We start from the raw sequence: 26,275 nt of genomic DNA, 5'->3' as shown, positions 1-26,275 counted from the left end.
CTCCTGCAGATAAATATCTTTTCATGCGCGCACCACCGATCCGCTAAAGCCAGGTGACTATCCTTCTCATCAACCGATCCACGAATGCAGCGTGATTCGCGAATCGGTTCCATCCAATTTTATTTATGAGGATTACGAACATGAGATCTCTGACACTCGCCATCGCTTTCATCGGTGCAACCGCAACGGCTTCCGCTTTCGCTCAATCGACCACGGCTCCGGCGCAACAGAGCGCCGCACCGGCAATGCAAGTGGCGCAGAACAGCACCGCCGCGGTCAACGCCGCAGGATCGTGGGTGCCGCCTTATGGTCAGGCGACCGGTGGGAAGACGCGTGCGCAGGTCTATCAGGAACTGGTGCATGCGGAGCAGGACGGCCAGCTCGCCTATCTGAACTCGACCCTTTACGCACACTGAGATGCGCATGAAAACAGGCAACCGGGCGCGCGCCGCATTAGCGTTGCTTCTCGCCACCGGCTTTGCGGCCGCGGCCACATCGGCCGCCGCCGCGCCGCCGGTGGGTGGGACACTGAGCCGGTCGAGCGCGCTGACATCCGCCGGCGGGTGGACATCGCCGAACGCAATGAATGGCCGCGGCAAAACACGGGCCCAGGTTTATCGCGAACTGATCAAAGCCGAGAACGATGGACAGATGAATTATCTGAACCGGCTCTATCGTTAAACGCAATACGCCCCCTCTCACCCTGATATCCATGACTCTTCGCACCGCGATCAAACGATCTGCTTCGTTCGCCGTTGCCGCTGTTGCAGCCGGACTGCTTTTATCCGGCTGCGCAACGACAACGACACCCACCAGCGCCGACAACTGTGTCGGCCCACCGAGTTACTGCAATATCTATTTTGGTTCATGAACAAAAAAAGCGCGCTCCCCTTACAGGCAGCGCGCTCTTTTACTTGATGCCGATGCTTTAGAACGAGTGTCGAATGCCCACCCGGCCGACGACCTGCTTGCCGTCAGATGACGGATCGAAGCCGGCGATCTGCGCGACGGCGCCGCCACTTGCCTTTTGTAGTGCCGCGAGTGCATAGATGGCGGTACGTTTCGACAATTCGTACTCCGCGCTCAGATTGAGCTGCTGATACTTCGGCTCCTGATTGGTCGCATGATCACGGCCATCCGTATAGGTGTAGCCAGCAGCGAGATTCAGCTGACTGGTTGCCGCAAAGGTGCCGGCAATTTCATAGTTCTGGAATTTGACGTCTTGTCCCGCATCGCCCTGCTGGAAATTGACGTTGGTAAAGTTGCCCATCACCTTGAACTTGCCGATCTGATAAGAAGCACCGGCAGCAAAGATGCCCTGGCTACGCGCATTGGCCAGATAGTTGCCGTACACCGCATTGGTAAAACCCGAGCCGTTCTGATAGCTCTGGATCGCCTGTTCCGGATCGTTGACCCGCAGATAGCCCGCTCCCATCGAGAACGGTCCGTTCGTATACGACGCTGCCGCGCTATAGGCAGAGTTATTCGAGAACTGTCCCGCCTGTCCGCCGAACGAATAGAGAGCTTCGCCTGTAAAACCACCGATGGTAGGACTCGTGTACTTCACCGCATTGCTGATGGCAAAGCCGTTATCGAGGTTATCCATGTCGTTGGGGTGGGAGAAATACCAACCGCCGTAAGTACTGTTGAGCGAGAACGGTTCGATAAGATCGACGACCGGGTCCCACTGCCGCCCGAGCGTGACCGTACCGGCTGTTTGACTGGCGAGTCCGACGTAGGCGTTGCGGGAAAAGGCCAGGCCGCTACCCAGCCCGCCGTTAGTCGAATTGAAGCCGCTTTCCAGATCGAACACGGCGGAGAGACCGCCGCCGAGGTCTTCTTTGCCCCGCAGGCCCCAGCGGCTGCCTGCACTGACGCCGCTGGCCATTTGATAGAGATGGTTGCCGTTGACGTTGCTGGCGAAGTCGATACCCGTATCGAGGAGCCCGTAGAGGGTGACGCTGCTTTGCGCGTGCGCGGTGGAAACGGCGCCGACACAAAGGAGTGCCCCGACCAGGTGGGTCAGCTTCATCTTCTGATTCATGAATCACCTTTCAATTAATTAAGGATGTCTGATAGTTGTGGAGAATTTGCAGTTCTGTGTGACCACGGAGTGAATATATCGAGGTCAGAAACAGCTGCATCTGCAATACAGACTTTCAGATTTTTTGTTGGGTTTTCATGAAGGAGGCGTTGACCACAATGTGGTGTGGGGTAGGTTTTTTTTTGTGCCTACGGCGTTGGGGTTTGCTTGGTCTGGTTGCCTGCGTGGCGCTTATTGTTGTGTGCCTGCGGCGTTGGGCTTTCCTTGATCTGGATTCTTTGGTCTTTGGTTTTTGGTTCTTGGCCTTTCCTTGAATTGATATTGGTTTATTAGCGTCGCCCCTGTGCGGGGCAGGCACCTACTTTTCTTTGCATGCCGCAAAGAAAAGTAGGCAAAAGAAAGCGGCTCACACCGCTAACTCTTAAGCGGGTCCCCCGCGCAGCCACGGTAGTGGTGCATCTGGAATCGGTGTTCCCGCACACTCCGCGTTCGTGACACAGCAGTCATGCTTCCCGCCTCGCACTACGTGCTCGCCGGAAGAGTCCATCGGGAACCAGGGGCTTTGTTTGAGCGTGGTGGGACCATCGGCTTCGACTGGATGCGGTGGGTGTCGTCGGATTCGCCTCGGCGCGACGCCGAAAGTGCCGTGATTTTCGTTGGCATTGACGAGTAATTTGATGAGGCACCGCTGAATATCGGCAAAAGCTTGTCGTTTGGTGAAACGCCGCCAATGTCAGCGAAAAAACTCGCTGTTTGGTGAAGCACCACCGATGTCGGCGAAAAACTCGCTGTTTAGTGAAGCACCGTCGATGTCGGTGAAAAACTCGATGTTTGGTGAGGCGCCGCTGATGTCGGCGAAAACTCGTTGTTTGGTAAGGGACGGCTGAGTGTTGGCAGTGACAGGAAATTTGATGAATTATCGCTGCGGCGCGCGCAGCGCCGCCGGAAGTATGACGGCCTTGTCACCAGGGCTGAATGTGCGAGGGCACAGATTCCAGATGGACCACTACCGCGACTGTGCGGGGGACCCGCTTATAAGCTGGCGGGGTGAGCTGCTTTCTTTTGCCTACTTTTCTTTGCAGCAGGCAAAGAAAAGTAGGTGCCTGCCCCGCACAGGGGCGACGCTAATAAACCAATATCAATTCAAGGAAAGGCCAACGCCATAGGCACACAACAATAAGCGCCGCGCAGGCAAAAAAACCAGGCAAACCCCAACGCCGCAGGCAACCAGGCAAGAGAGCGCCAACCAACTAAACCAAACCCCCACCGCCAAAGGCGAAAAAAAACCTAAATAGAAACCTGATACCCAAACCGACTAACAGTCTCAATCCGAACCTCAGGCACATCTCCCAGCAACTTCCGCCTCAACCGCGAAACAACAAGATTAACGCTAGAAGGATCGACATCCTCCTTCTCCGGCCAGGCATACCGGATCAACTGATCCCTCGCCACCGGCGCATTAACCTGCCTCAGCAGACATTCAAGCAAAAGAAACTCCCGCCGGGTAACAGCAACACGCCGGGCACCACAAACCAGCTCCCGGGTAGCACCATCCAAAGACGGCCCGCCAACGGCGGACAAAACCGAAGCAGAAGCGGCAGCAGAGGCAAAACCAGAACCACTCAAAGCCCCCCGAACCCCGCCAACCCGCTGCAAAGCGGCCATCCGCTCATGCATTTCAATAAACGAATAAGGCTGGCAAAAACACGCATCCGCACCGGCACGCAAAACCCTGGTGCGATCCTGCGCCGTAGCAGCACCCAGCACAGCAACAATGGCCGCCCCACTCCCGGCAACAGCAAACTCCCCAATAAACCCCTGCAGGGAGGAATACAACCCAACGTCGAGCACCATCAAAACAATCGCATCGAACGGCTCCTGCGAAGCAAGAAAAACCCCGTCCCGCAAATCATCGGCCCGTTGCAAACTATGGGCGCTCTCTTGCAGCGCCTTGAACAGCCATGCGGCTTCCGGATGAGAAGGACCAACGAACAGGACGCGCATTCATCCCCCCGTCTGGACAAGAAAAGAATACGGCCTCATGCGAGCGTCCTCGACCAGCATTCGATGGAAATCCTGGTGCCAGGCTGCGCATTACCAATCTTCATCGTGAAGTCATGCACCCGCATCACCGCTGAAACGATGCTCAGACCCAGCCCCGATCCCGCCAGATGCCGCGTACTCTCGCCGCGATAAAACCGTTGCAGGACAGCATCGCGTTCATCCGCGGCAATACCCGGCCCGTTATCGACAATATCCACCTGCGGTCCCGCCGCAGTCTGCCGAAGTTCCATGCGCACCACGCCACCCTCAGGTGTGAACTTGATCGCGTTATCCACCAGATTGCTCAACGCTTCAAACAGCAACGCACGGTCACCATGAATTGCATCGACCGCTTGTACATGCACGGATAATTGAATCGAGCGGCTCTCGGCAAGCGGCTCATATAGCTCGCCGACTTCCTGCACCAACGTCTCCAGTTGCATTTCGCCGAATCCGCCGCGCCGCTGCAGCGTGCCGATCTCGGAGATCCGCAACATGGCGCGAAACCGGTCGAGCAATGCATCGGTTTCGATGCGCGCGCGTTCGACCAGTTGCGACAGCGCGGTGTCGTCGAGCGTATCGGTGCGCTCCGCTGCATGCGCCAGCAGGGTTCGCACATGCGCAAGCGGCGTGCGCAGATCGTGAGCGATCCCATCGCAGGCACCCTTCACCTCGTTCATGAGGCGTTCGACTTCCGCGAGCATATGGTTCACGAGATGCGCGAGCATATCCACTTCATCGCGTCCGCCGATCGGCAAGCGCTGCGCGAGATCGCCTTGCGCGATACGTTGCGTGACCCGCCTGATCGCTTTCAGGCGACGCATCTGTCGTACGCTCAGCGCCAGTCCACCCGCCACACCCGCGAGCAGGCATACAACTCCGCCGCCCACCAGCGCATTGATGATGGTCTCGCGAATCCGCAGAATATGCGTCAGATCCCGCGCGATAACGAGCGTCGAGCCGTCCTTGCGCCGCTCGGCCATGGCGCGGACTACCGGCGCCTGCTCGTTGCGTCCCATCGAAAGCGCGAGATCGAGCGTCTTGCCGGTGCGATTGGTGGGCAGTGCCGCCGGATACACCAGCACGTCGCCGGCCAGCAGGTGGCCGTCGGCAGCGAACAGGCCGTAGTAATTGGTGTGCATGCGCTCGTGCTCGATACGCCGATGAATCGCGTCGGCAAGGCCGGCGTCAGGCACCGAATCGAAGTAGACCAGTTGCCAGTCCATCACTACATCGGTCTCGCGCTCCATATCGCCGGTCACGGCCCAGCCGATGTAGCCCAGCAGCAGCATCACTGAAAGCGAAAAGATAACCGCGTAGACCGATAGCAGGCGAAAGGTGGTGGAATGCCAGCGCCGCCCGAGCGCAGATTGAGCCGGGAAGGTTGTGTCCATCAGGATGATCTGCTCATGCGAGGATATAACCCGAGCCCCGCACGGTCTGAATCATTGGCGTGACGCCAGGCGGGTCGATTTTTTTGCGCAATCGGCCCATATGCACGTCGATCAGATTGGTGCCTGGGTCGAAGTGATAACCCCACACTGCTTCGAACAGCATGGTGCGCGTGATGGTTTGCCCGGCATGCCGCATCATGAATTCGAGCACGCGATATTCAGTGGGCAGCAACACGATCTCTTCGCCGTCGCGCTGAACCTTGCGGGAAATCAGATCGAGTTCGAGCGAACCGATCCGCAGATGCGTTTCGAGTGGCGTGGTTGCTGTTTGACTGCGACGCAACAGGACTTCGAGACGCGCGGTCATTTCTTCGGGGTCGAACGGCTTGGTCAGATAATCGTCGCCGCCCGCACGCAAGCCGCGTACTCTTTCATCCACGTCGCCCAGCGCGCTCAACATCAGCACCGGCGTTTGAATGCCAATGCTGCGCATGGTGGTGAGAATCGTAAGACCGTCCACACCCGGCAGCATGCGGTCGAGTGTGATCACGTCGTAATCTTCGCTGATCGCGCGCGCCATGCCGTCGCGGCCGTTCGCCACCCAATCCACGGTGAAACCGCGGCTTTTCAGCTCCCCGACAATTTCATTCGCGGTAATTTCATCATCTTCGATCGTCAGTACTCGCGACATGATCATTGCATGCGCCGCCGCCTGCTCTACCAATGCAAGCGGCGGGCGCGACCGGTTATCAGTAGAAAGACATGATGCCATATTCGGCTTGCGCGTTCAGTGTACGGGCGTGCGATTCGACGGGTGCCGCCGCTTTGCCTCAGGGCCTGTCTGCAGGCTACGCGCAATCGTATAGCGGATGAATATCCGCTTCATGAAGAAAAATTTAAGTTCGCCGCAGGGTCAGTGAAAACGACAGGACAACGATAAAACAAATTTCATTTTCCCGACGCCGCTTCGGTAGACAGCCTCAACTAGCCTATTGCCATCCCGCTGCTTTCTTTGCGGTCCAACTCGAACCTTATCGTGGATGGTATGAAAATGAAGCTCGCAACCCGAACCCTCGTCACGACCCTTCTGCTGATCGGCAGCGCTTCGGCGATGGCGTCGCCGGGCCTCACCCAGCAGCAATGCAACGACTATCCGTTCAGGCAGCTCAAGAGCGAAGTGACACACAAGCAGTTGATCAACGAACTCGGCGAACTGGAAGCGGTCGGCTACAACCCCAGCGACGACGACGACGAATATCCCAGCAATCTGCAAGAGGCGGAGAAAAAACTGCAGGCCGAATATCGCGCGGATTGCATGCCGGCCGCGCATGCGTCTGCAACCACGACGCAAACGCCGGCCGGTGCAGCGTCAACGCAAGCCGCGAATCAGCCGGCCGGCTGACCACCGCGCCCGGCACTGACGGCAACGGCCACGCGCGGTGTGGCCGCCGTCACGTCATCGGCCATTCGTCAAACGGCCGCGCTCCGCGGTCTCCCGGCGAGCGCGCCGTTCGTCACGCTTGTGGCGCAACTCTGCGAGCCGCCGCCTGCTATACGTAAGCGAGGCGACCGCATGAAACGCGACCGGCGCGAACACGAGACCGAAGAGCGTGGCCGCCAGCACGCCGCCGAATACACCGGTGCCGATGGAACGGCGGCTCTCGGCCCCCGCACCGCTCGACACCACCAGGGGCACGACACCCAGCAGAAACGCCGCCGAGGTCATCACGATTGGCCGGAAGCGCGCGGCCGCGGCGTCAGTCACGGCGCGCGTCAACGGCAAGCCCTGGCGATACAGATCGCGTGCGAACTGCACGATCAGAATCGCATTTTTCGCCGCAAGGCCGATGACCGTAATCATGCCGACCTTGAAGTACACGTCGTTGGGCATGCCGCGCAACAACACCGCGGCGACTGCGCCGATCACGCCGAGCGGCACGACCATCAGCACGGCAAGCGGGATCGTCCAGCTCTCGTACAAAGCCGCCAGCGCCATGAACACGGCCAGCAGCGACAAAGCGATCAGCAACGGTGTAAGCCGCGCCGCCGCGGTTTCTTCGCGCGCCGCGTCGACCCAGTCGTACGAAACGCCGACCGGCAACGAAGCCGCCAGCCGCTCCATCTCCGCCATCGCCGCGCCCGAACTGTAGCCGGGCGCAGCGTGCCCGCTCACGTCGAGCGATGGATAACCGTTGTAGCGGGTCAGCATCACCGGACCGATGGACCAATGACGCGACGCAATCGCGGATAGCGGCACCATGCCGCCCGTCGAATTCGGCACAGCGAGCGCCATCAGATCATCTTCGGTCATGCGCGTGGCGGCGTCGGCGGAGATCATCACGCGGCGCATCCGGCCACCGGCCGGGAAGTCGTCGATATACGTCGAGCCGAAGGTGCTGCCCAGCACATCCGCCACGCGGTCGAACGACACGCCGAGCGCGTACGCCTTGGCGCGGTCGATGATGAGTTCGACGCGCGGCGCATCCGGCAGATCTTCAGAATGCACGGAAGCCAGTACCGGGCTCGCCTTGGCTTGTTTGAACAGTTGCTCGCGCGCGGCCTTCAGCGCGTCCAGTCCGACACCACCGCGATCTTCGAGGCGGAATACGAAACCGTCCGAATGCCCGAGTCCAGGCACGGAAGGCGGCAATTGCGCCTCTACGTTACCGTCGAGAATCTTGTCGAACGCTTCGTTAAGCCGATCGCGCAACACCATCGCATCGGTGTCGCGCTTGCCCCAGTCTTTCAGTTCGACAAAGCACATCGCCACGTTCTGACCGCTGCCGGTAAAACTCCAGCCGACCACACTGGTGACGTGCGCAACCGCGGACTCGGTATGCAGGACTTTTTCCACCTGTTGAACCACCGCGAGCGTACGCGCCTGCGTCGCACCGGCCGGCAATTGCACCATCACCTGCAACTGGCCCTCGTCTTCGCTTGGCAAAAAGCCGCCGGGCAACTGCCAGTAGAGCGCCGCGCACACGCCGACCAACACGGCATAAACCGCCAGCATCGGCCCGATGCGGCGCAGCGTACGCGCGGTCAGCCCACGATAGCCGCGCGCGGCTCGATCGAACCCGGACGTGAAACGGCTCGCCGCACGCGCCGCGAAACCGAGCAGGCCGCGGCGGGCGTCGCGCTGGCTAACCGGGTGCTTGTGCGCTTTCAGCAGATTCGCGCACAGCGCAGGTGTCAACGACAAAGCCATGAACGATGAGATCAGCATCGACGCGATCATCGCCACCGCGAACTGCCGGTAGATGCCGCCGACGCCGCCCGGGAAGAACGCCATCGGCACGAACACCGCCGTCAGCACCGCGGTCACGCCGACGATCGCGCTACCGATTTGTGACATTGCTTTACGGGTGGCCTCACGCGGCGGCAAGCCCTCTTCCTCCATCACGCGATGCACGCTCTCCACCACCACGATCGCATCGTCGACGAGAATGCCGATGGCAAGCACAAGGCCGAACATCGTGAACACATTGATCGACAGGCCGCACGCATACATCGCGAGAAACGCGCCCATTAGCGTGACAGGAATCACCACTGTCGGCACGAGCGTATAGCGCAGATCGCGCAGGAACAGCCACATCACGAAGAACACCAGCACCGCCGCTTCCGCCAGCGTGACGAGCACTTCTCGAATCGCAATCTTCACGAAGTGCGCGTTGTCGAACGGAATTTCGACGGCGACGCCCGGCGGCAAGCCTTTCGATAACTCGGCAAGCCGCGCGCGGATGGCGTTGGACGTCTCGAGTGCATTGCCGCGCGGCCCGAGTTGAATACCGACGGTCGCCGCAGCCTTGCCGTTCAGGCGCGAGTAGTACGAGTAATTGTCGCGGCCCAGTTCGACCCGCGCGACGTCGCGCAAGCGCACCGCCGAGCCGTCAGGCAGCGCCTTCAGGACGATCTGTCCGAATTCGGCGGGCGAGATCAGTTGCCCCTTCACACTGACCGAAGCCGTCAATTGCTGACCCGGAACGAAGGGCGCGTCGCCGAGCGTACCGGCGGTCACTGTGGCGTTCTGCGCGGCGATCGCGGCATTTACCTCAGCGGCACCAAGGCTGTACTCGCGCAGCTTCATTGGATCGAGCCAGATACGCAGCGCTTCGTCGGCGTCCCACAACTCCGCGGCGCCCACGCCCGGCGCGCGCTTCAGTTCGCGCAACACGTAGCGGCTCAGGTAGTCGCTCAATTGCACGGAATCGCGCGAGCCGTCGGTAGACGTCAGCGCGACCAGCATCAGAAATGTGTTCGCCGCCTTGAATACGCTAATGCCTTGCTGCACGACCTGTTGCGGCAGACGCGGCTCGACCTGCTTCAGGCGGTTCTGGATGTCGACCAGCGCCAGATCCGGATTGGTGCCCGGCTCAAAGGTCGCGTCGATCTCGAGGTTGCCGAGGTTATCGCTAGTCGTTTCGTAGTACAGCATGTTGTCGGCGCCATCGAGACTCTCCTCGATGATGCTGCCCACGTTGGCGTCGACCACCTCGGTGGCCGCCCCCGGGTAGATGGCGCTAATGACGATGCGCGGCGGCGCAAGACGCGGATACTGTGCCACCGGCAGTTGCGGAATGGCGAGCGCGCCCGCCACCACAATGGCGAGCGCGACGATCCACGCGAAGACCGGTCGGTCTATAAAGAAAAATGGCACACAAAAGTCCGTTCAGATTGCCTGGAGGCGCGGCGCGTCGACAAGGCGGGCCATATGCAGCACGTCGGTCAATACGCCGTCGCGCAATGCAAAACCGCGTGAACGGCCTTCTTCGACAAAGCCGAACTTGCGATAGAGCGCGATTGCCGGGGTATTGTCAATGAACACCGTGAGGTCGATACGGCGCAAACCGAGCGACGCATCCGCGCAGTCGGTCAGCCCTTGCAGCATCGCCGAGCCGACACCGCGCCCATGATACGCGTCATGCACGGCCAATCCTAAATGCGCGCAATGCGCGCGGCTGGGGCGTTGAACGTCCAGTCCGGCATGGCCGACCATGCGTCCGCCGATAATCGCGCACACGTTCACACCGCCTTTGAGGCGCCGCTCGAACCACGCCTTGAGCTGCTCCGGGCTGCGGTACCCGACCGACAACGTGCCGCGCCGCACACCGGGCAAGCTCATGATGTCGGCGAATGCATCCATGTCGGACGATTCGAGCGCGCGAACCGTAATGCGGTTTTCGAGCGCTACGTCGCGCTGCAACGTTTCTTCACTCATAGTCTTATTCCGCTGCGAGGTTGGCGGTTGCCGGCGTCGACATCCACGGCGCCGGTTCGCGCAGCCGCGCCATGAAATAGCAGTCGATCAGCACGCCACGGCGCAACACCGCGCCCCGCTGATGCGCTTCGATCTCGAAGCCGAACTTGCGATACAGCGCAAGCGCCGCATGGTTGTCCGCGAAAACGTGCAACTCCACGCGGCGCAGACCGAGCCAGTTGTCGGCCAGATCGAGCAGTTCGGTCATCAGCGCATTGCCGATACCACGCCGGTGCCATGCGTCGTGCACGCCGATACCAATCGATGCGGCATGCGCGCGGCGCCCCTTGAAAGGCGTGAGCTCCGCTTCACCGACCAGCGTATCGCCGACCGTTGCGGCGATCGCGATCTCGGGGGCCGCGAGTTCCTCCAGATATTCGCGCGTGCTGGCAACCGTCCGGAACGGCACGAGCGGATTGCCGTTCACCGCGCCCGGCAACTGCTGCATTGCGTGGAATTGCTCCGCGTCGGTCACGCGCAGCGCACGCAGCGTCAGGCCATCGGGTAAGCGCCCAGATGCAGGTCCTGTTTCTTTGTTTTGATCCATAGGCTCATAACGTCAATTCGAAAGACCTCGCCAGGATGCCGGGTAATTGCATGCCGCCCGTGGCACGCTCGCCCCATGTCGAGTCGCTCAGTAGCAATTCTGCCTGCGAGCCGAGTTGTTCGAGTTCGCTGCCCAGCAGGCGGTACAGGCTGTCATCAAAACGCATTGCTTCGAGTGGCGCGACGATCTGCCCGTTCTCGACCCAGAAGGTGGCGAAGCGCGTCATGCCGGTCAGGCGGCAATTCATCCGGTCCGAGAAATTCACGTACCAGAGATTGCCGATGTAGAGACCGGTATCGAGCTTCGCCAGCACGTCATCTTCCAGCAGATCGCCCGCTTGCATCGAGAGTGCTGCCGGCGATTCGTTCGCGAGCGCACCGTTGGGCGTCAAACCGTATTCGCGCGCACTGCGAGCATTGGTCAGACGTTCGGCACTGCGGCCGGCCTGGATCAACGGGACGCTTTCGCGCAAATAGCCGTCGTCGTTGAATCCGGGGGTGATGCCAAGATTCAGATCTTCGCTGATCGTGACGCGCGGGTCGACTACGATTTCTCCCACATGCAGCTTGTACAACTCGCTGCGCGAACTCGCCTGCGCGCGTGCGGAAAAACCATTCCATGCCGTCACGCCCAGTAGTTCCGCGAGCGCTTCGGGCGCCAGATACGAGCGATAACGCCCCGGCGCCAGCGTGCGCGGTGTGCGCGCGAGCACGGAGACGCGCGTTGCGGCCTGCTCGACCTTGCGGGCGAAAACATCGTCGCTCCAGTCGTCTCCGGCGTAAGTCGTTTTGATCGCGCGGCCGCTCGGGTCGTATAGCGACCAGCTGAAATTGAAGTTATCGACTTCGTACCAGCCGCGGCTGCCGCTCGTGGACGCGAAGCCGCGCACGATCGTGCCGCCCGCGTAAAAACCGACGAAATCGAGCCCTTGCGCGCATTCGGCCACGAGGCGCAACAAGGCGCCCGGCTCCGGCAGCTTGCCCGAGCGTTGCGTGGCGCGCTGCCATTGCGACGTGTCGAACAACAGATGCGGGTCATCCGCCGCGCCGCGCAGGCTTTCACGCAAGGTGGCGAGCGCCGCGCTCACATCGTCGAGATCCTGTTGCAGATCGCCGCACACGGTCAGCGTCGAATAGGCCTGGCGCGCACCGTCGATCAAGCGCAACGTCAGCTTGCCTTGCGACACGCTGCCGATCTGCCGCACCTTGCCCGAGTTGAAGCGGATAAAGTCGGACTGCTCGCCTGCAAAAGAACTCAGTGTGGTTTCCGCGCCCTGCTGCAAGCGCTCGATGGCATCGGCCAGCGATGTGAAATGCTGCTGCCAGTCGATCGACAGCGCGGAACGCGAGGACATGAATTGGCTCATCATGCACCTCCGAATACGTCGATGTTGCTGAACACGCAAGCCGGCGAGGCATGACCGACGCGGATGATCTGCGCCGGTTCGCCTTTGCCGCACATGGACGTGCCGTACACCTCGCGCGTCTGCGCATTCCCCACCGCGCTCAGACTGCGCCAGAAATTCGCCGAGATGCCCCGGTAATTGGGCTGTTTCACGACCTGGGTAAGCTTGCCGTTTTCGATCAGTTGACCGAACTCGCAACCAAACTGGAATTTGTTGCGATGGTCGTCGATCGACCAGGACGTATTGGTGCGCATCAGAATGCCGTGCTCGATGTTGCCGATCATCTGCGCCAGCGAACTCTCGCCGGGCTCGATATTCAGATTCGCCATCCGGTCGATCGGCGGCCGGTTCCAGTTCGACGCGCGCGAATTCGCCACGCCCGCCATCTGCGCGCGTTGCTGCGAAAGCGCACCGCCAAGCGGACGTTCGAGCACACCGTCGCGGATCAGGTATTGCTTGTGTGCTTCGGTGCCGTCGTCGTCGAACGCGTAGGTGGCGGCTTCCTCGCGCAATTCCGGGTCGAAGGTTACGTTCAGCAGTTCCGAACCATAGCGGTACGAGCCGAACATGTCTTGCTTGACGAAGCTCCAGCCGGCGAAGTTGCGCTCGTCGCCGAGAATGCGATCGAGTTCGAGCGGATGGCCGATCGATTCGTGAATCTGCAACATCATCTGATCGGGCATCAGCAGCAAATCGCGCTTGCCCGAAGGGCAATTCGGTGCAGCCAGCAATTGCAGCGCTTCATTGGCGACACGCGCGCCCGAGCCCTCGAAGCCGAAACGCGCCAACACCTCCAACCCGCCCTGCCCCAGGGTGCCGTAATTACCGCCGAGCGTCCGCACTTGCGTATCGCCGTCCGCGTGGGCGGCCACGCTCAATTGCGGCATCACGAACTGGAAGCGCTGATCGATCCGCACGCCGTCGCCGGTGATATAGAGTTGGTCGGTGTGCGTGATCTGCACGGCCGCGACGCGTTCGACAATACGTGCATCGAGATTCGCGCCCGCACATTCCACGCTCAGGCGGTCTAGCCATTCGGCCCGGCTCGGCAACGCATGCTGCGCGTTCGGCGACACATAGTGGCCGCTCACGGCGGGGCGCGCCACCTCGCGATGATCGATCAACGACAACGCCGCACTCGCTTCAGCGCGGGCCGTGGCGAGATCCAGCGCTGCCTGCAAACCGGCGGCGCTCAGATTCGCGGTAGCCGCATAGCCGGCGCCCGCGCCCACCCATGCGATCAGCATCGCGCCGCGATCGCGCACGGTGCGCATGGGTTGCGCGACGTCGTTGCGGATTTCGTGATCGTCGATCTGTTCGTCGACAATGCGCAGCGACCAGAACGCCGCGCGGCTCGTAAGCGATCGGGCGGCTAGCGCCCAACGTTCGTCAATCATTCGTGGTTCCCGTATGAGTCCCCGCTGCGCCCGCCGGCGACACGATCAGCGACGACGCGAGCAGCGACTGGGTATAAGGATGCGACGGCGCGTGCAACACGTCGAGCGTGTCGCCGGCTTCAACAATGCGTCCCGACTTCATCACGATCACGCGATGCGCCATGGCTCGCATCACCGCCAGATCGTGCGTAATGAACAAATAGCTTAGCTTGTACTTTTTCTGCAGATTTGTCAGCAGATTCAGCACCTGCTTTTGAATGGAGACGTCGAGCGCGCTGGTCGGTTCGTCGAGCACCAGCAATTCCGGTTCGACCGCGAGCGCTCGCGCAATCGCAATACGTTGGCGCTGGCCGCCGGAAAACTCGTGCGGATAGCGCAGCATCGAATCGGCGGGCATGCCCACTTCTTCCAGCAGGCCGCCCACGCGTGCGCGCCGCGCTTTGGCGTCCATGTCGGGCTGATGCATGGTCAGCCCTTCGCCGATGATCTGCTCCACCGTCATGCGTGGCGACAGCGAGCCGAACGGATCCTGAAACACGACTTGCATGCGCGAATACAGCGCGCGGCGGGAACGCTGGGTTTTCAGCGTGGCAAGCGGCAAGCCGTCGATATGAATCTGACCGGCCGCGGGTCGCTGCAGGCCGAGCACGGTGGCCGCCAGTGTCGATTTGCCCGAGCCCGATTCGCCGACAATGCCGAGCGTTTCGCCGCGCCGCACGCTCAAGTCGACGTCGTGTACCGCGCGGAAGGTCGTGCGCCCGAACATGGAACGCCAGCCCTTCGCGGACGTGCTGTAGTCGACGGCGAGTCCCTGCACTTCGAGCAATTGCCGCGCATCCGGTTCGAGCGGCTCCACCGTGCGTCGCGGCTCGCTGTCCAGCAGGCGTTGCGTATAGGGATTCTGCGGGTTGGAGAACAATGCCTCGGTCGTGTTGGTTTCGACCAGGACGCCCTTCTCCATCACCGCGACACGCTGCGCAAACCGCTTCACCAGATTCAGGTCGTGGGTGATCAGCAGCACAGCCATGCCGCGCTCGGCCGCTTCCTGCTCCTGCAACGCAATCAACAGATCGACGATCTGCTGACGCACGGTGACGTCGAGCGCGGTGGTCGGCTCGTCGGCAAGCAGCAGACGTGGGCGGCACGCGAGCGCCATCGCGATCATCGCGCGCTGCCGCTGGCCGCCGGACAATTGATGCGGAAAACTGTCGATGCGCCGTTCCGGCTCAGGAATACCCGTGCGCCTAAGCAATTCGATACCGCGCTGGCGCGCCGCGTTCGGCCGCAAGCCTTCGTGCAGGCGCAAACTTTCGGCAATCTGTTTGCCGATCGTAAAGAGCGGATTGAGCGCCGTCATCGGTTCCTGAAACACCATCGCCACGTCGGCGCCGCGCAGGCCGCGCATCTGTTGCTCGGTTTTTTGCAGCAGATCTTCGCCGTCGAGCAGCATGCGGCCGCTCAGATCGGCATGCTCGACGAGACGCAAGATCGACAACGCAGTGACGCTCTTGCCGGAGCCCGATTCGCCGACGAGAGCAACGCGCTCGCCCCGCGCAATCGAGAGACTGAGTTCGTGCACCGCGATCTTGTCGCCGAAACGCACCGAGAAGCGATCGATCTCGAGCAGCGGCCGGTTCGGTTTCAAGTCGCTCATCGCGGACCTCCACCGAAGGCCGAGCCGCGCGAACGTGTATCGAGCGCATTGCGCAACGCATCGCCCATGAAGGTCAAAAGCAGCAACGTGATCACCAGGGCGGCAAACGCAGAAATCGAAATCCACCAGGCGTCGAGGTTGTTCTTGCCTTCCTGAAGCAGTTCGCCGAGGCTCGGCGTCGGCGGCGGCACGCCCAGGCCAAGAAAGTCGAGACTGGTCAGCGACAGAATCGCGGCACTCATGCGGAACGGCAGAAACGTGATCACCGGCGTCAGGCTATTCGGCAGCACATGGCGCCACATGATCTGCCAGTTCGAGAGACCCATGGTGCGCGCCGCCCTCACGTAATCCAGCGAGCGGTTACGCAGGAATTCAGCACGTACGTAGTCGGAGAGCACGAGCCAGCCGAACATCGAGAGAAGAATGAAGAGCAACCATAGCGTCGGTTCGAAGATCGACGCGAAGATGATCAGCAGGTACAGGTCCGGCATCGAACTCCAGATTTCGATCAGACGCTGGCCGATCAGGTCGGTGCGTCCGCCGTAAAAGCCCTGCACCGCGCCGGTCAATACGCCGATCATGACGCCGGATATCGTGAGCGCCAGCGCCATCAGCACCGAGAGCCGGAAGCCGTACAGTAGCCGCGCCAGCACGTCGCGGCCGTACTGGTCGGTGCCGAGCCAGTTGCTCCTGGTAGGCGGCGCCGGATAGGGATGCGCGGCGAAGTAGTCGATCGTGTCGTAGTGGAAGTGATTCGGCGGATAGACCGCAAAGTTGCCATTCGATTCGAGCCGCGAACGGATATACGGATCGAGATAGTTCGCGCGCGCCGGAAAATCGCCGCCGAAGATTTTCTCCGAATAGTCCTTTATGATCGGAAAGTAATAGTGCCCCTCATAACGGACGATCAACGGCCGATCGTTGGACAGCACCTCGCCAAGCAGGCTGATGACGAACAACGATACGAAGATCACGAGGCTCCAGTAGCCGAGCCGCTGCCGTTTGAAGCGCAGCCATGTGCGCCGCCATGGAGATGGCGACGCCGCGTGTGCCGCACCGGACGCGTCAGCGGTCCAGGCGGTTGAATTGGATGCGGGGGTCGACGAGGACATAGCAGACGTCAGCAATGAGTTTGGTTACGAGGGCGATCAGCGTGAACAGAAACAGGGAGCCGAGCACGACCGGATAGTCACGGCGAATCACCGAGTCATACGAAAGTTGACCCATGCCGTCGAGTGAGAACAGGGTTTCAATCAGCAGATTGCCGTTCAGAAAGGCGCCGACGAAGGCCGCCGGCAAACCGGTCAGCAGTGGAATCGCCGCATTGCGCAGCACGTGTTTCCACAACACGTCGCGCTCCGGCGCGCCCTTTGCGCGAGCGGTCAATACGTATTGACGCCCGATCTCTTCGAGAAAAGTATTCTTGGTCAGGATCGTGACGATCGCAAAGTTGCCCACCACCGAAGCGGTGACCGGCAGCACGATGTGCCACAGGTAGTCGAGCACCTTGCCGAAGGTGCTGAGGTCGCTGAAATTATCCGAGGTCAGGCCGCGCATCGGAAACACCTGCCAGAACGTGCCGCCGCCGAACAGCATCAGCAACAGCACGCCCAGCACGAAGCCAGGAATCGCATAACCGGCGAGCACCAGCACGCTGGTCACGGTGTCGAAGCGCGAGCCGTTGCGCACTGCTTTCGCAATGCCCAACGGCACCGATATCAGATAGGTGAGTATCACCGTCCATAAGCCGAGCGTGATCGACACGGGCAGCTTCGATTTGATGACGTCCCACACGCTGTCATGCTGATAGTAGGACTGACCGAGATCGAACGTCGCATAGCGCTTGAGCATCAGAACGTAGCGCTCGAGCGGCGGCTTGTCGAAGCCGAACTGCTTCTTGATCTGCTCGATCTGCTGCGGATCGACGCCCTGGCTGCCGTGATAGCCACCGCCGCCCGACCCCGCCTCTCCGCCACGGCCAACGCCGTGGCGGAGTTGCGTCATCACCTGTTCGACCGGCCCACCCGGCACGAACTGCGTGACGACAAAAGTCAGCGTGACCACGCCGAGCAGCGTCGGCACCATCAACAGCAATCGTCTGAGAATGTAGGTAAGCATGCTGGTCCTTAACGGGCGGCGGCCGGCGTGGCGGATACGGATTGAGCAGCCACTGGCGTTAGCGGCGCGGCGTGTGCGCCTGGCCCTTTCACGTACCAGTAGTCGATGACCCAGTCTTCGTACAGGTAGGAATTCGGCACGGTTTTCGGAAAGCCGAGGGTGGTCTTGTAGCCGATGCGCGCGCCCGGCGCGTAGTACTCCGGCACGAGGTAGAACGAGTAGATCAACACGCGATCCAGCGCACGGGTCGCCGCTTCCAGATCGTCGAGATTGGTGGCGGAAAGCGCGGAGTGAACCAGCGAGTCGACCGCTTTCGAACGAATGCCCATGTAGTTTTCCGAGCCGACTTCGGAGGCCGCCGCACTACCGAAGCGGCGCGTCAGTTCGGCGCCCGGAATCGTGACCGGCGGATAGATGAAGGTGGTCATGTCGTACTCGAAATTATCCAGACGCTTCTCGTACAACGCGCTGTCGATTTCGCGCATATGAGCCTGAATTCCGAGCATGCCGAGTGCCTGCATATATGGCAGGATCAGCCGATCCATGCCGGGCTGGTCGTCCATGATTTCGATTGTCATCGGCGTACCATTGGCGTCGCGCAACGCACCGTCGCGATAGTGCCATCCGGCTTGCGCCAGCAGATCGCGCGCGACGCGCAAATTGCCGCGCAAGGAATTCGGCGGAATCGTGTCGGGTTGCTTCAGCATCGGACCGAATACTTCAGGCGGCACGCTGCCGCGCAGCGGTTCGAGCAGCGCCAGTTCTTTCTGGCCCGGCATGCCGGTGGCGCCGAACGGACTCGCTTCGAAATAGCTGTTGGTACGCCGGTATTGACCGTAGAACATCATCCGGTTCATCCAGTCGTAGTCGAGCGCCATGGTCAGTGCGTGACGCACGCGCGCATCCTGGAACATCGGCTTGCGTAAATTCATCAGCATGCCCTGCATCTGCGCGGGACCGTCGGCGAATTCGCCTTTTTTCAACAGCCCGTTGTCGAAGTTCTTGCCGACGTATTTACGCGCCCACTGCGTCGCGCTGTATTCCACGATGACGTCCGCGTCGCCGGCCTTGAAGGCTTCGAGTTGCGTGTAATGGTCGCGGTACAGGTTGAACGAGATGCGCTCGAAACAGAACATGCCGCGTCGAGACGGCAGATTCGCCGCCCAGTAGTCGGGGTTGCGGCGATAGGAAATCTGCTTGTCGTTCTTGCGTCCTTCGATCAGATAGGGGCCGCTGCTGACCGGGGGAATAGAAGATATCTGGTCGAATGGCAGACGTTTGCCATTGGCCCCTACGCCCCACTTCGGTGAAAAGATCGGGAGATCACCGGCGATCAACGGCGCATCGCGTTCCGGATGCTTGAAGTCGAAGCGAATCGTGTTCTTATCGATTACGGTCGCGCTTTTGATAATCGAAAATTGCGCGTTGAAAAGCGGCGATGCCTGCGGACTCGTCAACGTGTCGTACGAATATTTGACGTCGGCGGCGGTGATCGGGTCGCCGTTCGAGAAACGTGCCGCAGGATTGATGTGGAACGTCGCCGACGTCAGGTCCGGTGCAACGTCGACATCGTCGGCGATCAGTGGATATTCGGAGGCCAGTTCGTCCCAGCTACGCTGCATCAGCGTATCGAACATCAGATTCTGGATATCGGGCGCGGGCGCGCCGCGCACCAGAAATGGATTCAGCGAATCGTACGTTTGCAGCTCGTTGTAGTTTTCAAAACTGAGCGAACCGTTGGTGGGTGCGTCGGGATTCGCGTAGTCGAAGTGCGTGAAGTCGGCGGGATATTTCGGCTGGTCGTACTGTGAGATCGACGGTTTCGCCTGCGCCGCCATTGAGATCGCTCCACATACCGCTAACAGGCCAGGCATAGCGACAACGGCGATCAGGACGCTCGCGGCGCGACGCGCTACTGCGCCGAGCCAACATCCAACCGCGTCGTGCAGGCGCAGCAGTCCGGAATTCATCATTCTTTTCATCAGCCCATACAGTGCGCACCGGCTCGTGACCTGCGCGCGATTCGTCCTGCGGCACGAGTACAGCCTGTTGGCTTTTCCGGTGCACGCTGGCCCATTGCGACGACAGGCGGCCTGCGCCGCCGTACGATGAGTCGCCGCTTAAAGCACACCGCTCCGGTTCCTTGCACGAACGGAACCGGAGCGGTGCTTCCATCAGATCAACTGCCGGATATCAGAACTTGTATGTTGCGCCGATCTGCGCGAAACGGCCAACGTACGTGTACAACGACTGATCATATCCATTCTGATCCAGCGTACCATTCGCAAAGATCGGATCGTACGGCGGGGTACGGTTGAAGATGTTGTCGATGCCGCCGTAAATCGTCCAGTGCTTGAAGCCCGTGTACGTCATCATCAGGTTGAACTGGCTGTACGAACCCACCTTGTTCGGCTGGGCCGCCAGATTCTGCGCGTACGGACCCGTGAACTGCCACGTCAACGCAGCGTCGAACTTGTGATACGCCCAATCCAGCGTGGTATTGCCTCTCCAGCGCGGGAAGCTGCCGCCGAACGGCTGCGTGAGCGTGAAGTTGTTACCCGCGCCGTTTATCGGCGAAGAGTCCACGAAGCCGAGCTTGAAGCTGTTCACGTAAGCCCAGTCACCCGACAGGGTGAACGTGCCGGCGGCCTTCAGCGGCAGCGACTGGCGGAACGTGCCTTCGAAGCCGTTCGTGTCGAGGTAGCCGAGGTTCTGATACGGAATGACCTTGTACAACACGTCGCCCGTGGTCGGGTCGGTGACAACCTGCGTGGGTGTACCCTGCCCGATCACGTTATCGACGCGAATCTTGTACCAGTCAAAGCCGATATCGGTTGTGCGGGTCGGCGACAACTGGAAGCCGATGTTGAGGTTACGCGTGTGCTCCGGCGACAGATTCGGATTACCCTCCGTGATTGAGGTGTAGTTCAGACCGGTATTCGGATCCACCTGGATACCCAGCGTTTGCGACTTGCTGTTCTCGACGAACGTCGGCGCACGGAAGCCGCGGTCGTACGAGGTGTACATCGTGAGCGCCTGAACCGGCTGATAGCGCAGTGCGAAGCGCGGCGAAAATGCACCGCCGACATCGCTGTAGTGGTCGTAACGACCCGACTGGCTGAACGTCAGGTTACGCACAATCGGAATGTCCACCTGGTAGTACACGGCTCCAACGTTACGCTGGCCGTTCACCGTCTGGAGATTCGGATTGATGACCAGACCATCTTCGAACGGCCCACCCGGAGTGAGGACTTCGCTCTGGTGCGTGAACTGCGCACCGAACCCAAGACCCACGTCACCCGCCGGCAGATGGAAGAGTTGCGGCGTGGAAATCGTCGCGTCAACCGTATCGAGCTTCGAGACACCCAGATTGTTCGCGTCCGTGTACAGCCCGTTGAACGCGTTGGGCGTAGCCGCCGGATTCGCGAAGTTCAGCGTCCCGTTCTGATAAATGTCGGTCAGTACGGTAGGGTTCAGCTGGTTCGTGTAGGTATTCGATACCGTGCTTTGCGAGTGGCTGATCGATGTTGCCCAATCCCAATCGTCGTTCAGCAGGCTGAACGAACCCTTGACGCCCGTGGACGCGCGCCAGTAAGTCGAATCCGTCTTTTCCGATACCGAGTTCGGGAAAGCATAGGTGAGCGGTGTGGCAACCCCGAACGGGTTATACGGGTTGCTCGCCGGCACCACCGTGTTAAACGGGGTAAGCAGCTTCGTCTGCGGATTCAATACGAGTGTCGGGTTCTGCGGATTGCCGACCACGTTCCCCCACAGACCGTCGTTGGTCGTGGTCGAGTTGCTGCTGACCAGGAAGTCGCCGAACGCCGTCGTCGTGTCGTTGATCTTGAAGTCTGCGTGAATCTTCGCGTTCAGACGCTCGGTCATCGGCGCGATCGACGTGCCTTCCGCGGTGTTGAAGCCACAGACCGTGCCAGGCAATCCCGCTGTCAGCGAGTTGCTGGCTGCAGGGCGCACCGAACCGCCGGACGGACAGCCGCTCAACGCCTGCACGCTGCCGTCGGGCATATTCCAGTACGATGGCGCGAGCAACGAAAGGCCGCCCGCCTGATTGGTAAAGTCCTGATTACGTGTCGAGTCGCGGTCTGCGAGCGTGAAGCCGTTCGACTTGTAGTAGCTCGCGGCGGCCGTCACGTTGAAGCGATCCGAGTTGAGATCGCCGAAGCCGCCGAGCACGCCGAATTTGGTCGTGCCGGCGCCGCCACCGCCGTTGATGGCGCTACCGTAGCTGCCGTCGAGTTGCAGGCCCTGGAAGTCGTGCTTCGTGATGATGTTGACCACGCCCGCGATCGCGTCCGAACCGTATTGCGACACGGCACCGGTCTTCACGATTTCGATGCGGTCGATGGAATTCAACGGCAACGTGTTCAGGTCGAAGAAGGAGTCGACGCTGTTCGAGAAGAACGCGAACGGCGCAACGCGCTGTCCATCCACCAGTACAAGCGTGTACTTTTCGCTGAGGCCGCGCAGGGCGATACCGGCAGCGCCTGCAGCAAAGTTGCCGGACTGACCTTCGCTCCAGCTGTTAGCCGAGTTGGCCGAGGTATCGCGCAGAAAATCGGCGACGGTCGTGGCGCCGCTATTCTGAATGTCTTTCTGCGTAACCGTCTGAACCTGGTTGAAGCCAACCTTGTCGGAGCTGCGGATCAGCGACCCGGTCACTTCGAATTTCTTCAGTTGCTGGACGCCTTTACCAGTCGGCGTCGCGGTGTTGTTGTCCGCGGACGGCGCCGCAGCGGCGTCCGATGCCGGAGTCGCAGCCGCTGCCGGCGTGCTTTCCGTCGTCGTCGCGCCTGCCGCGGTCCCGGTGGTGGCCGGCTGGCTTTGTGCAAACGCCGGTACGGCGATTACGGCCGACAATGCCAGTTCAGCCCAGATTATTCTTTTGATGGCCAACGCCAATGCCCTTTGTTTCATTTTCCCCTTCCCGCTCGTCAATTAAGGCCACAGCTGTGTGTGAAGAGAGGTCTTGTGAACCTCTCCACTCGATATACGGCGAATTTGCGCCGCGCTCCGTTAAAGCTGACCCGCCCTCCCGATACCCGGCAAACCGGTCAACAGCACACCGGAATCACCCAATACAGACAGGACGACGGGGCACTTCATAAACATTAACATCGGACTACTTATTTATTACAAACGAAATGCGCAGCGCTTTCTAATTGTTTTCACATCGACTACTTCCTGGGACGAATCAGACCGTACCGCTCCATCTGACCAATCCAGAACCAGGCATTAAGTAATGCTTAAAAATCATGAGTGACCGTTTTCAACGAAAGCATGGAGCAAAGGCTTCTAAAACAATCTTGGCGTGCCCACCCACACAACCACCGCTTCTTCGCGGGCGGTATTGCACCAGGCGTGCGGCACGGTGGACTCGTAATGCGCGGTGTCACCCGCCTGCAATACAAACGTTGTACCTTCCAACGTGAGCGATATCTGGCCGCTCATCACGTACAAAAACTCTTCCCCTGCATGCGTCGTAACTTCCGACGGGTTCTGCCCCACCGGCATCCTGACGAGAATGACTTCCAGCTTGCTGCCGACTGACAGATTCGTCAGCCGTCCAAAAAGATTCGCGGTTCCGTCGAACCCGAAGTACTTCAGTTCACTCCCTCTACGCACCGACCTGTCTTCGGTTGGCGTATCGACGAAGTACTGCACCGTCACACCTAGCGCTCGAGCAATGCCAACTAGCGATGTAATCGAAGGCGTTGCGCGGCCTCGTTCCACCTGTGACAAAAAGGGCTTTGAAATGCCTGCCGTGGTTGCCACTTCATCCAGCGTGCGCTTGAGTCGTTGGCGAAGCGCGCGGATTTTACTTCCTATAGAAACTGCGACCTGTGCCTTGTTATCGAGTGGCAAAACCATAGCAAGACAGAATCCCGTAGTCAAAATTAGTTTGATAAAACCAAACTATGTTTTATCGAATGCAACATCCTCCCTAAGACATGCGCCAGATGTCTGGTTAGTTGCCGCGATGGGTGGCTCAATCACTGCGATCGTCAGGACACTTCCAACCTTGCCGAAAACCGGGCGATGGTTGCGCGTGCAACCACGCGTATCTATTTGCGAAGACCCGCGCTCCATACCGCGAGAATGTGCCGCCCGGCTCGATGCATGAATACCTCGACAGCACTTCGAAAATTTGGACATGTCGGTAACAGAATGCCGTTACTTCGACGCCACCAGCACCCACAGACGGGCGAGGTCGGCTGAACCGTCGGTACCTTTCACCGCACGGAAGGTTTGCACGGCACGCGCTTTATCGCCCGCAATGTAGTAGGCCTCGCCGAGATGCAGTTGCGCCTGGTCCGGGTGATCGATTCCGCCCTTCGCGATTGCCGCATCCATAGCTGTCAGACCTTGTTTGGTCTGCCCCGCGAAAACCTGGTTGAAACCGACGTCGACCGGCGCGACGGGATTCGCGGGGTCGGCCGGTGCTTGCGCCCGTTTCGCAGCGAGCGCCTGCAGCCGCTTCTCGCGATCTGCTTGTGCATCGTGGCCCAGAACGCCTGACGTAAAGCCTTGATCGATGATCTGTTTGCCTTCGGCTGTGGTGCCTGCCACGATCGCGAGCTGCGTCATCTCCATGTAATCGTCAGCGGTGGTGAGCGAACCGGTCGCACGGCGCAGGCGGTAGGTGTCGATATCGAGCGCCGACGAATAGCCGGGTTTGCTGCGGATCGCGTTGAACAGATCGTCCCAGTAAGACTGCTTCGGATGATAGGCAACCAGCTTTTCGAGCGTGCTGCGATACGTCGCGTCATCTTTCACGCGCTGCGCGCATGTGCCGAGCAATTGCAGTTGCGACTCGTCGGGTGCGCGACCCGCACGCACTTCCGCGTCGACACCAGGCTTGAGCAGGCTCACTACACTGCCGCAATCGTTTGACAGGTAGTAAGACTGCACAAGCAACGTGCGCATATCGGGATCGCCGCCGCCTGACTTCAGATAGCGCTGCGCGACCTTCGCGGCCTGTGTGTAGTTTTTCTGCTGGAAGTAGATGCCTGCGAGCGCTGCCGTGGTGCGCTGCTCGTCAGCACCGGTCAGGTGTCCTGAGCTCAACAAGGTTTCGTAGGCCTGAGCGGCCACACCGGATTCTCCGGCCGCCACCGCTGCGGCGCCGCGCATCTCCTGAACCATGTAGCTTTCATAGGCCGTTTTGCCAGGAACTGCGTCGGCCTGATCGATCTTCGTCAACGCATCCTTATACTTGTGCGCGCGATACAGATCCTGCGCGGCGTTCAGCGGCTTCGCCACATCCGGTCGCAAGGTATCCGCGGCATAAGACGTGGCCGGCAGCATGGCAAGCGCGGACAGCCCTCCGATAGCGGCAGCAACAACAGCGTGCTTGAATCGTAGATGGATCGTTAGCATTCCACTTTCCTATTGCATGTACTGCTCGTTGCCGATCAGGCCGATTTTCGTCGCGCCCAGTCGTTGTGCCGACGCCATTACCGCCGCGACATCCTTGTACGGCACCAGCTTGTTGGGTCGCAGATGAATTTCCGCCTGAACCGGTTCAGCCGCCACCTGCGCGAGCCTGGACTCGAGCGCGGCGCGGTCCGGCACCGGTTGACCGTTCCAGGTCGTGGTGCCGTCGAAGTCGATATCGATCTGCACCACTTCTGGCTGCGTGATCGGCGGCGGCGGATTGCCCACCGGCAAGTTCATCTTGATGGCGTGCGTCTGAATCGGAATCGTGATGATCAGCATGATCAGCAGCACCAGCATCACGTCGATCAGCGGCGTGGTGTTGATATCGACCATCACATCCGGTTCGGAACTGCCACCGCCCGAAGATACGTTCATCCCCATTGTCATCTCCTGTCGGCCGGAGTTAGCGCTTTAGCTGTCGGCCAGAGTTAGCGCTTTAGCGCTTACTCTGGTCCCATGCAAAGCTCTTACTCCGATCCCATGCAAAGCTGTCGACCACAGTTGACGCTGCGCCTACTGTGGCCCCACGCAAAGCTAGCCCCCGCGTGCGGGCGGCTCGGTAATAAACGAAACCTTGGCGATACCGGCGCGCTCGCACTCGGTAATGACCCGGCCGATGAATTCATAACGCGCGCTCTGGTCACCGCGAACGTGCACCTCCGGCTGCGGCGTCATGACCGACACGGTTTTCAGCCGTGCCAGCAGCGTAGGCCCGTCCACCTGCTTCTCGTTCCAGAAGAAATCACCATCGCGGTTGACCGCAATGACGATACTTTTGGGCGTGGTCTGCAGCGGCTGGATCGTCTCCTTCGGCAGTTGCACCGGCACCGTATGCGTCACCACCGGAATCGTGATCAGAAAGATGATCAACAGAACCAGCATCACATCGACGAGCGGCGTGGTGTTGATACTGGAGATGACCTCGTCGTTATCATCCTGCCCAACGCTCATAGCCATG

General features: G+C 60.3%; 21 protein-coding genes. 3 read left to right on the top strand and 18 right to left on the bottom strand.

Annotation, left to right across the window (positions count from 1 at the left end; genetic code table 11):
- The first annotated feature begins 140 nt into the window (after positions 1–140).
- On the top strand, positions 141–416 hold the full coding sequence (locus ACOSV0_RS06050; RefSeq protein ID WP_434109349.1) for a DUF4148 domain-containing protein: 276 nt from the start codon (positions 141–143) through the stop codon (positions 414–416).
- A 7-nt stretch (positions 417–423) separates the two neighbouring features.
- The gene (locus ACOSV0_RS06045) at positions 424–681 is read left to right on the top strand and encodes a DUF4148 domain-containing protein (protein WP_434109347.1); all 258 of its coding nucleotides are present in this window, start codon (positions 424–426) and stop codon (positions 679–681) included.
- A 247-nt stretch (positions 682–928) separates the two neighbouring features.
- On the opposite strand, the gene ACOSV0_RS06040 is transcribed toward ACOSV0_RS06045, so the two are convergent.
- From ACOSV0_RS06040 to ACOSV0_RS06025, 4 genes are all read right to left on the bottom strand, one after another.
- Entirely contained in the window at positions 929–2,044 is a 1,116-nt protein-coding gene (locus tag ACOSV0_RS06040; RefSeq protein ID WP_434109346.1) for a porin, read from the bottom strand.
- A gap of 1,287 nt (positions 2,045–3,331) precedes the next feature.
- Complete coding sequence (locus ACOSV0_RS06035; protein WP_434109345.1) at positions 3,332–4,048, bottom strand: response regulator transcription factor; 717 nt, start codon at positions 4,046–4,048, stop codon at positions 3,332–3,334.
- A 35-nt stretch (positions 4,049–4,083) separates the two neighbouring features.
- Positions 4,084–5,481 (bottom strand): ATP-binding protein, encoded by a 1,398-nt coding sequence (locus ACOSV0_RS06030; protein WP_434109344.1) that lies wholly within the window; start codon positions 5,479–5,481, stop codon positions 4,084–4,086.
- Positions 5,482–5,494: 13 nt separating this feature from the next.
- Positions 5,495–6,172, bottom strand: coding sequence for a response regulator transcription factor (locus ACOSV0_RS06025; RefSeq protein ID WP_434109343.1), 678 nt, complete (start codon positions 6,170–6,172; stop codon positions 5,495–5,497).
- Positions 6,173–6,532: 360 nt separating this feature from the next.
- Here ACOSV0_RS06025 and ACOSV0_RS06020 point away from each other — a divergent pair, with 360 nt between their 5' ends.
- Positions 6,533–6,883: a DUF4148 domain-containing protein gene (locus ACOSV0_RS06020; RefSeq protein WP_434109342.1), complete on the top strand. Its 351-nt coding sequence runs from the start codon at positions 6,533–6,535 to the stop codon at positions 6,881–6,883.
- A gap of 54 nt (positions 6,884–6,937) precedes the next feature.
- Here the strand turns inward: ACOSV0_RS06020 and ACOSV0_RS06015 are convergent, their stop codons facing one another.
- The 14 genes from ACOSV0_RS06015 to ACOSV0_RS05950 all read right to left on the bottom strand — a co-directional run bounded on the left by ACOSV0_RS06015 (position 6,938) and on the right by ACOSV0_RS05950 (position 26,274).
- Positions 6,938–10,138, bottom strand: coding sequence for a multidrug efflux RND transporter permease subunit (locus ACOSV0_RS06015; protein ID WP_434109340.1), 3,201 nt, complete (start codon positions 10,136–10,138; stop codon positions 6,938–6,940).
- Between the two features lie 12 nt (positions 10,139–10,150).
- Complete coding sequence (locus ACOSV0_RS06010; RefSeq protein WP_434109339.1) at positions 10,151–10,699, bottom strand: GNAT family N-acetyltransferase; 549 nt, start codon at positions 10,697–10,699, stop codon at positions 10,151–10,153.
- Between the two features lie 4 nt (positions 10,700–10,703).
- A complete protein-coding gene (locus ACOSV0_RS06005) occupies positions 10,704–11,285 on the bottom strand; it encodes a GNAT family N-acetyltransferase (protein ID WP_434109338.1) in 582 nt (193 codons plus the stop codon).
- 4 nt (positions 11,286–11,289) lie between these two features.
- A complete protein-coding gene (locus tag ACOSV0_RS06000; protein ID WP_434110181.1) occupies positions 11,290–12,651 on the bottom strand; it encodes a TldD/PmbA family protein in 1,362 nt (453 codons plus the stop codon).
- Positions 12,651–14,087 (bottom strand): TldD/PmbA family protein, encoded by a 1,437-nt coding sequence (locus ACOSV0_RS05995; RefSeq protein ID WP_434109337.1) that lies wholly within the window; start codon positions 14,085–14,087, stop codon positions 12,651–12,653. The genes ACOSV0_RS06000 and ACOSV0_RS05995 overlap by 1 nt, the downstream gene beginning before the upstream one ends.
- A complete protein-coding gene (locus tag ACOSV0_RS05990; RefSeq protein ID WP_434109336.1) occupies positions 14,080–15,741 on the bottom strand; it encodes an ABC transporter ATP-binding protein in 1,662 nt (553 codons plus the stop codon). Before ACOSV0_RS05990 ends, ACOSV0_RS05995 begins: the two co-directional genes overlap by 8 nt.
- On the bottom strand, positions 15,738–16,853 hold the full coding sequence (locus ACOSV0_RS05985) for an ABC transporter permease (RefSeq protein WP_434109335.1): 1,116 nt from the start codon (positions 16,851–16,853) through the stop codon (positions 15,738–15,740). The genes ACOSV0_RS05990 and ACOSV0_RS05985 overlap by 4 nt, the downstream gene beginning before the upstream one ends.
- Positions 16,807–17,859, bottom strand: coding sequence for a microcin C ABC transporter permease YejB (locus ACOSV0_RS05980; RefSeq protein WP_434109333.1), 1,053 nt, complete (start codon positions 17,857–17,859; stop codon positions 16,807–16,809). The genes ACOSV0_RS05985 and ACOSV0_RS05980 overlap by 47 nt, the downstream gene beginning before the upstream one ends.
- An 8-nt stretch (positions 17,860–17,867) precedes the next feature.
- Positions 17,868–19,829 (bottom strand): extracellular solute-binding protein, encoded by a 1,962-nt coding sequence (locus ACOSV0_RS05975; RefSeq protein ID WP_434110179.1) that lies wholly within the window; start codon positions 19,827–19,829, stop codon positions 17,868–17,870.
- Between the two features lie 223 nt (positions 19,830–20,052).
- Positions 20,053–22,794 carry a TonB-dependent receptor gene (locus ACOSV0_RS05970; RefSeq protein WP_434109332.1) on the bottom strand — a complete coding sequence of 914 codons (2,742 nt, stop codon included), beginning with the start codon at positions 22,792–22,794 and terminating at the stop codon, positions 20,053–20,055.
- Between the two features lie 378 nt (positions 22,795–23,172).
- The gene (locus tag ACOSV0_RS05965) at positions 23,173–23,748 is read right to left on the bottom strand and encodes a helix-turn-helix domain-containing protein (protein WP_434109331.1); all 576 of its coding nucleotides are present in this window, start codon (positions 23,746–23,748) and stop codon (positions 23,173–23,175) included.
- Between the two features lie 303 nt (positions 23,749–24,051).
- The gene (locus ACOSV0_RS05960) at positions 24,052–25,257 is read right to left on the bottom strand and encodes a tetratricopeptide repeat protein (protein WP_434109329.1); all 1,206 of its coding nucleotides are present in this window, start codon (positions 25,255–25,257) and stop codon (positions 24,052–24,054) included.
- Positions 25,258–25,266: 9 nt separating this feature from the next.
- Positions 25,267–25,698, bottom strand: coding sequence for an ExbD/TolR family protein (locus tag ACOSV0_RS05955; RefSeq protein ID WP_211617340.1), 432 nt, complete (start codon positions 25,696–25,698; stop codon positions 25,267–25,269).
- A 153-nt stretch (positions 25,699–25,851) separates the two neighbouring features.
- On the bottom strand, positions 25,852–26,274 hold the full coding sequence (locus ACOSV0_RS05950; protein WP_434109327.1) for an ExbD/TolR family protein: 423 nt from the start codon (positions 26,272–26,274) through the stop codon (positions 25,852–25,854).
- Between the last annotated feature and the right edge of the window lies 1 nt (position 26,275).

It is taken from the genome of Paraburkholderia caffeinilytica, assembly GCF_051027425.1.
GTDB classification, from domain to species: Bacteria; Pseudomonadota; Gammaproteobacteria; order Burkholderiales; family Burkholderiaceae; genus Paraburkholderia; species Paraburkholderia caffeinilytica_A.
Note: the sequence above shows the minus strand (reverse complement) of the source record. Positions and strands in the feature narration are given on the sequence as shown.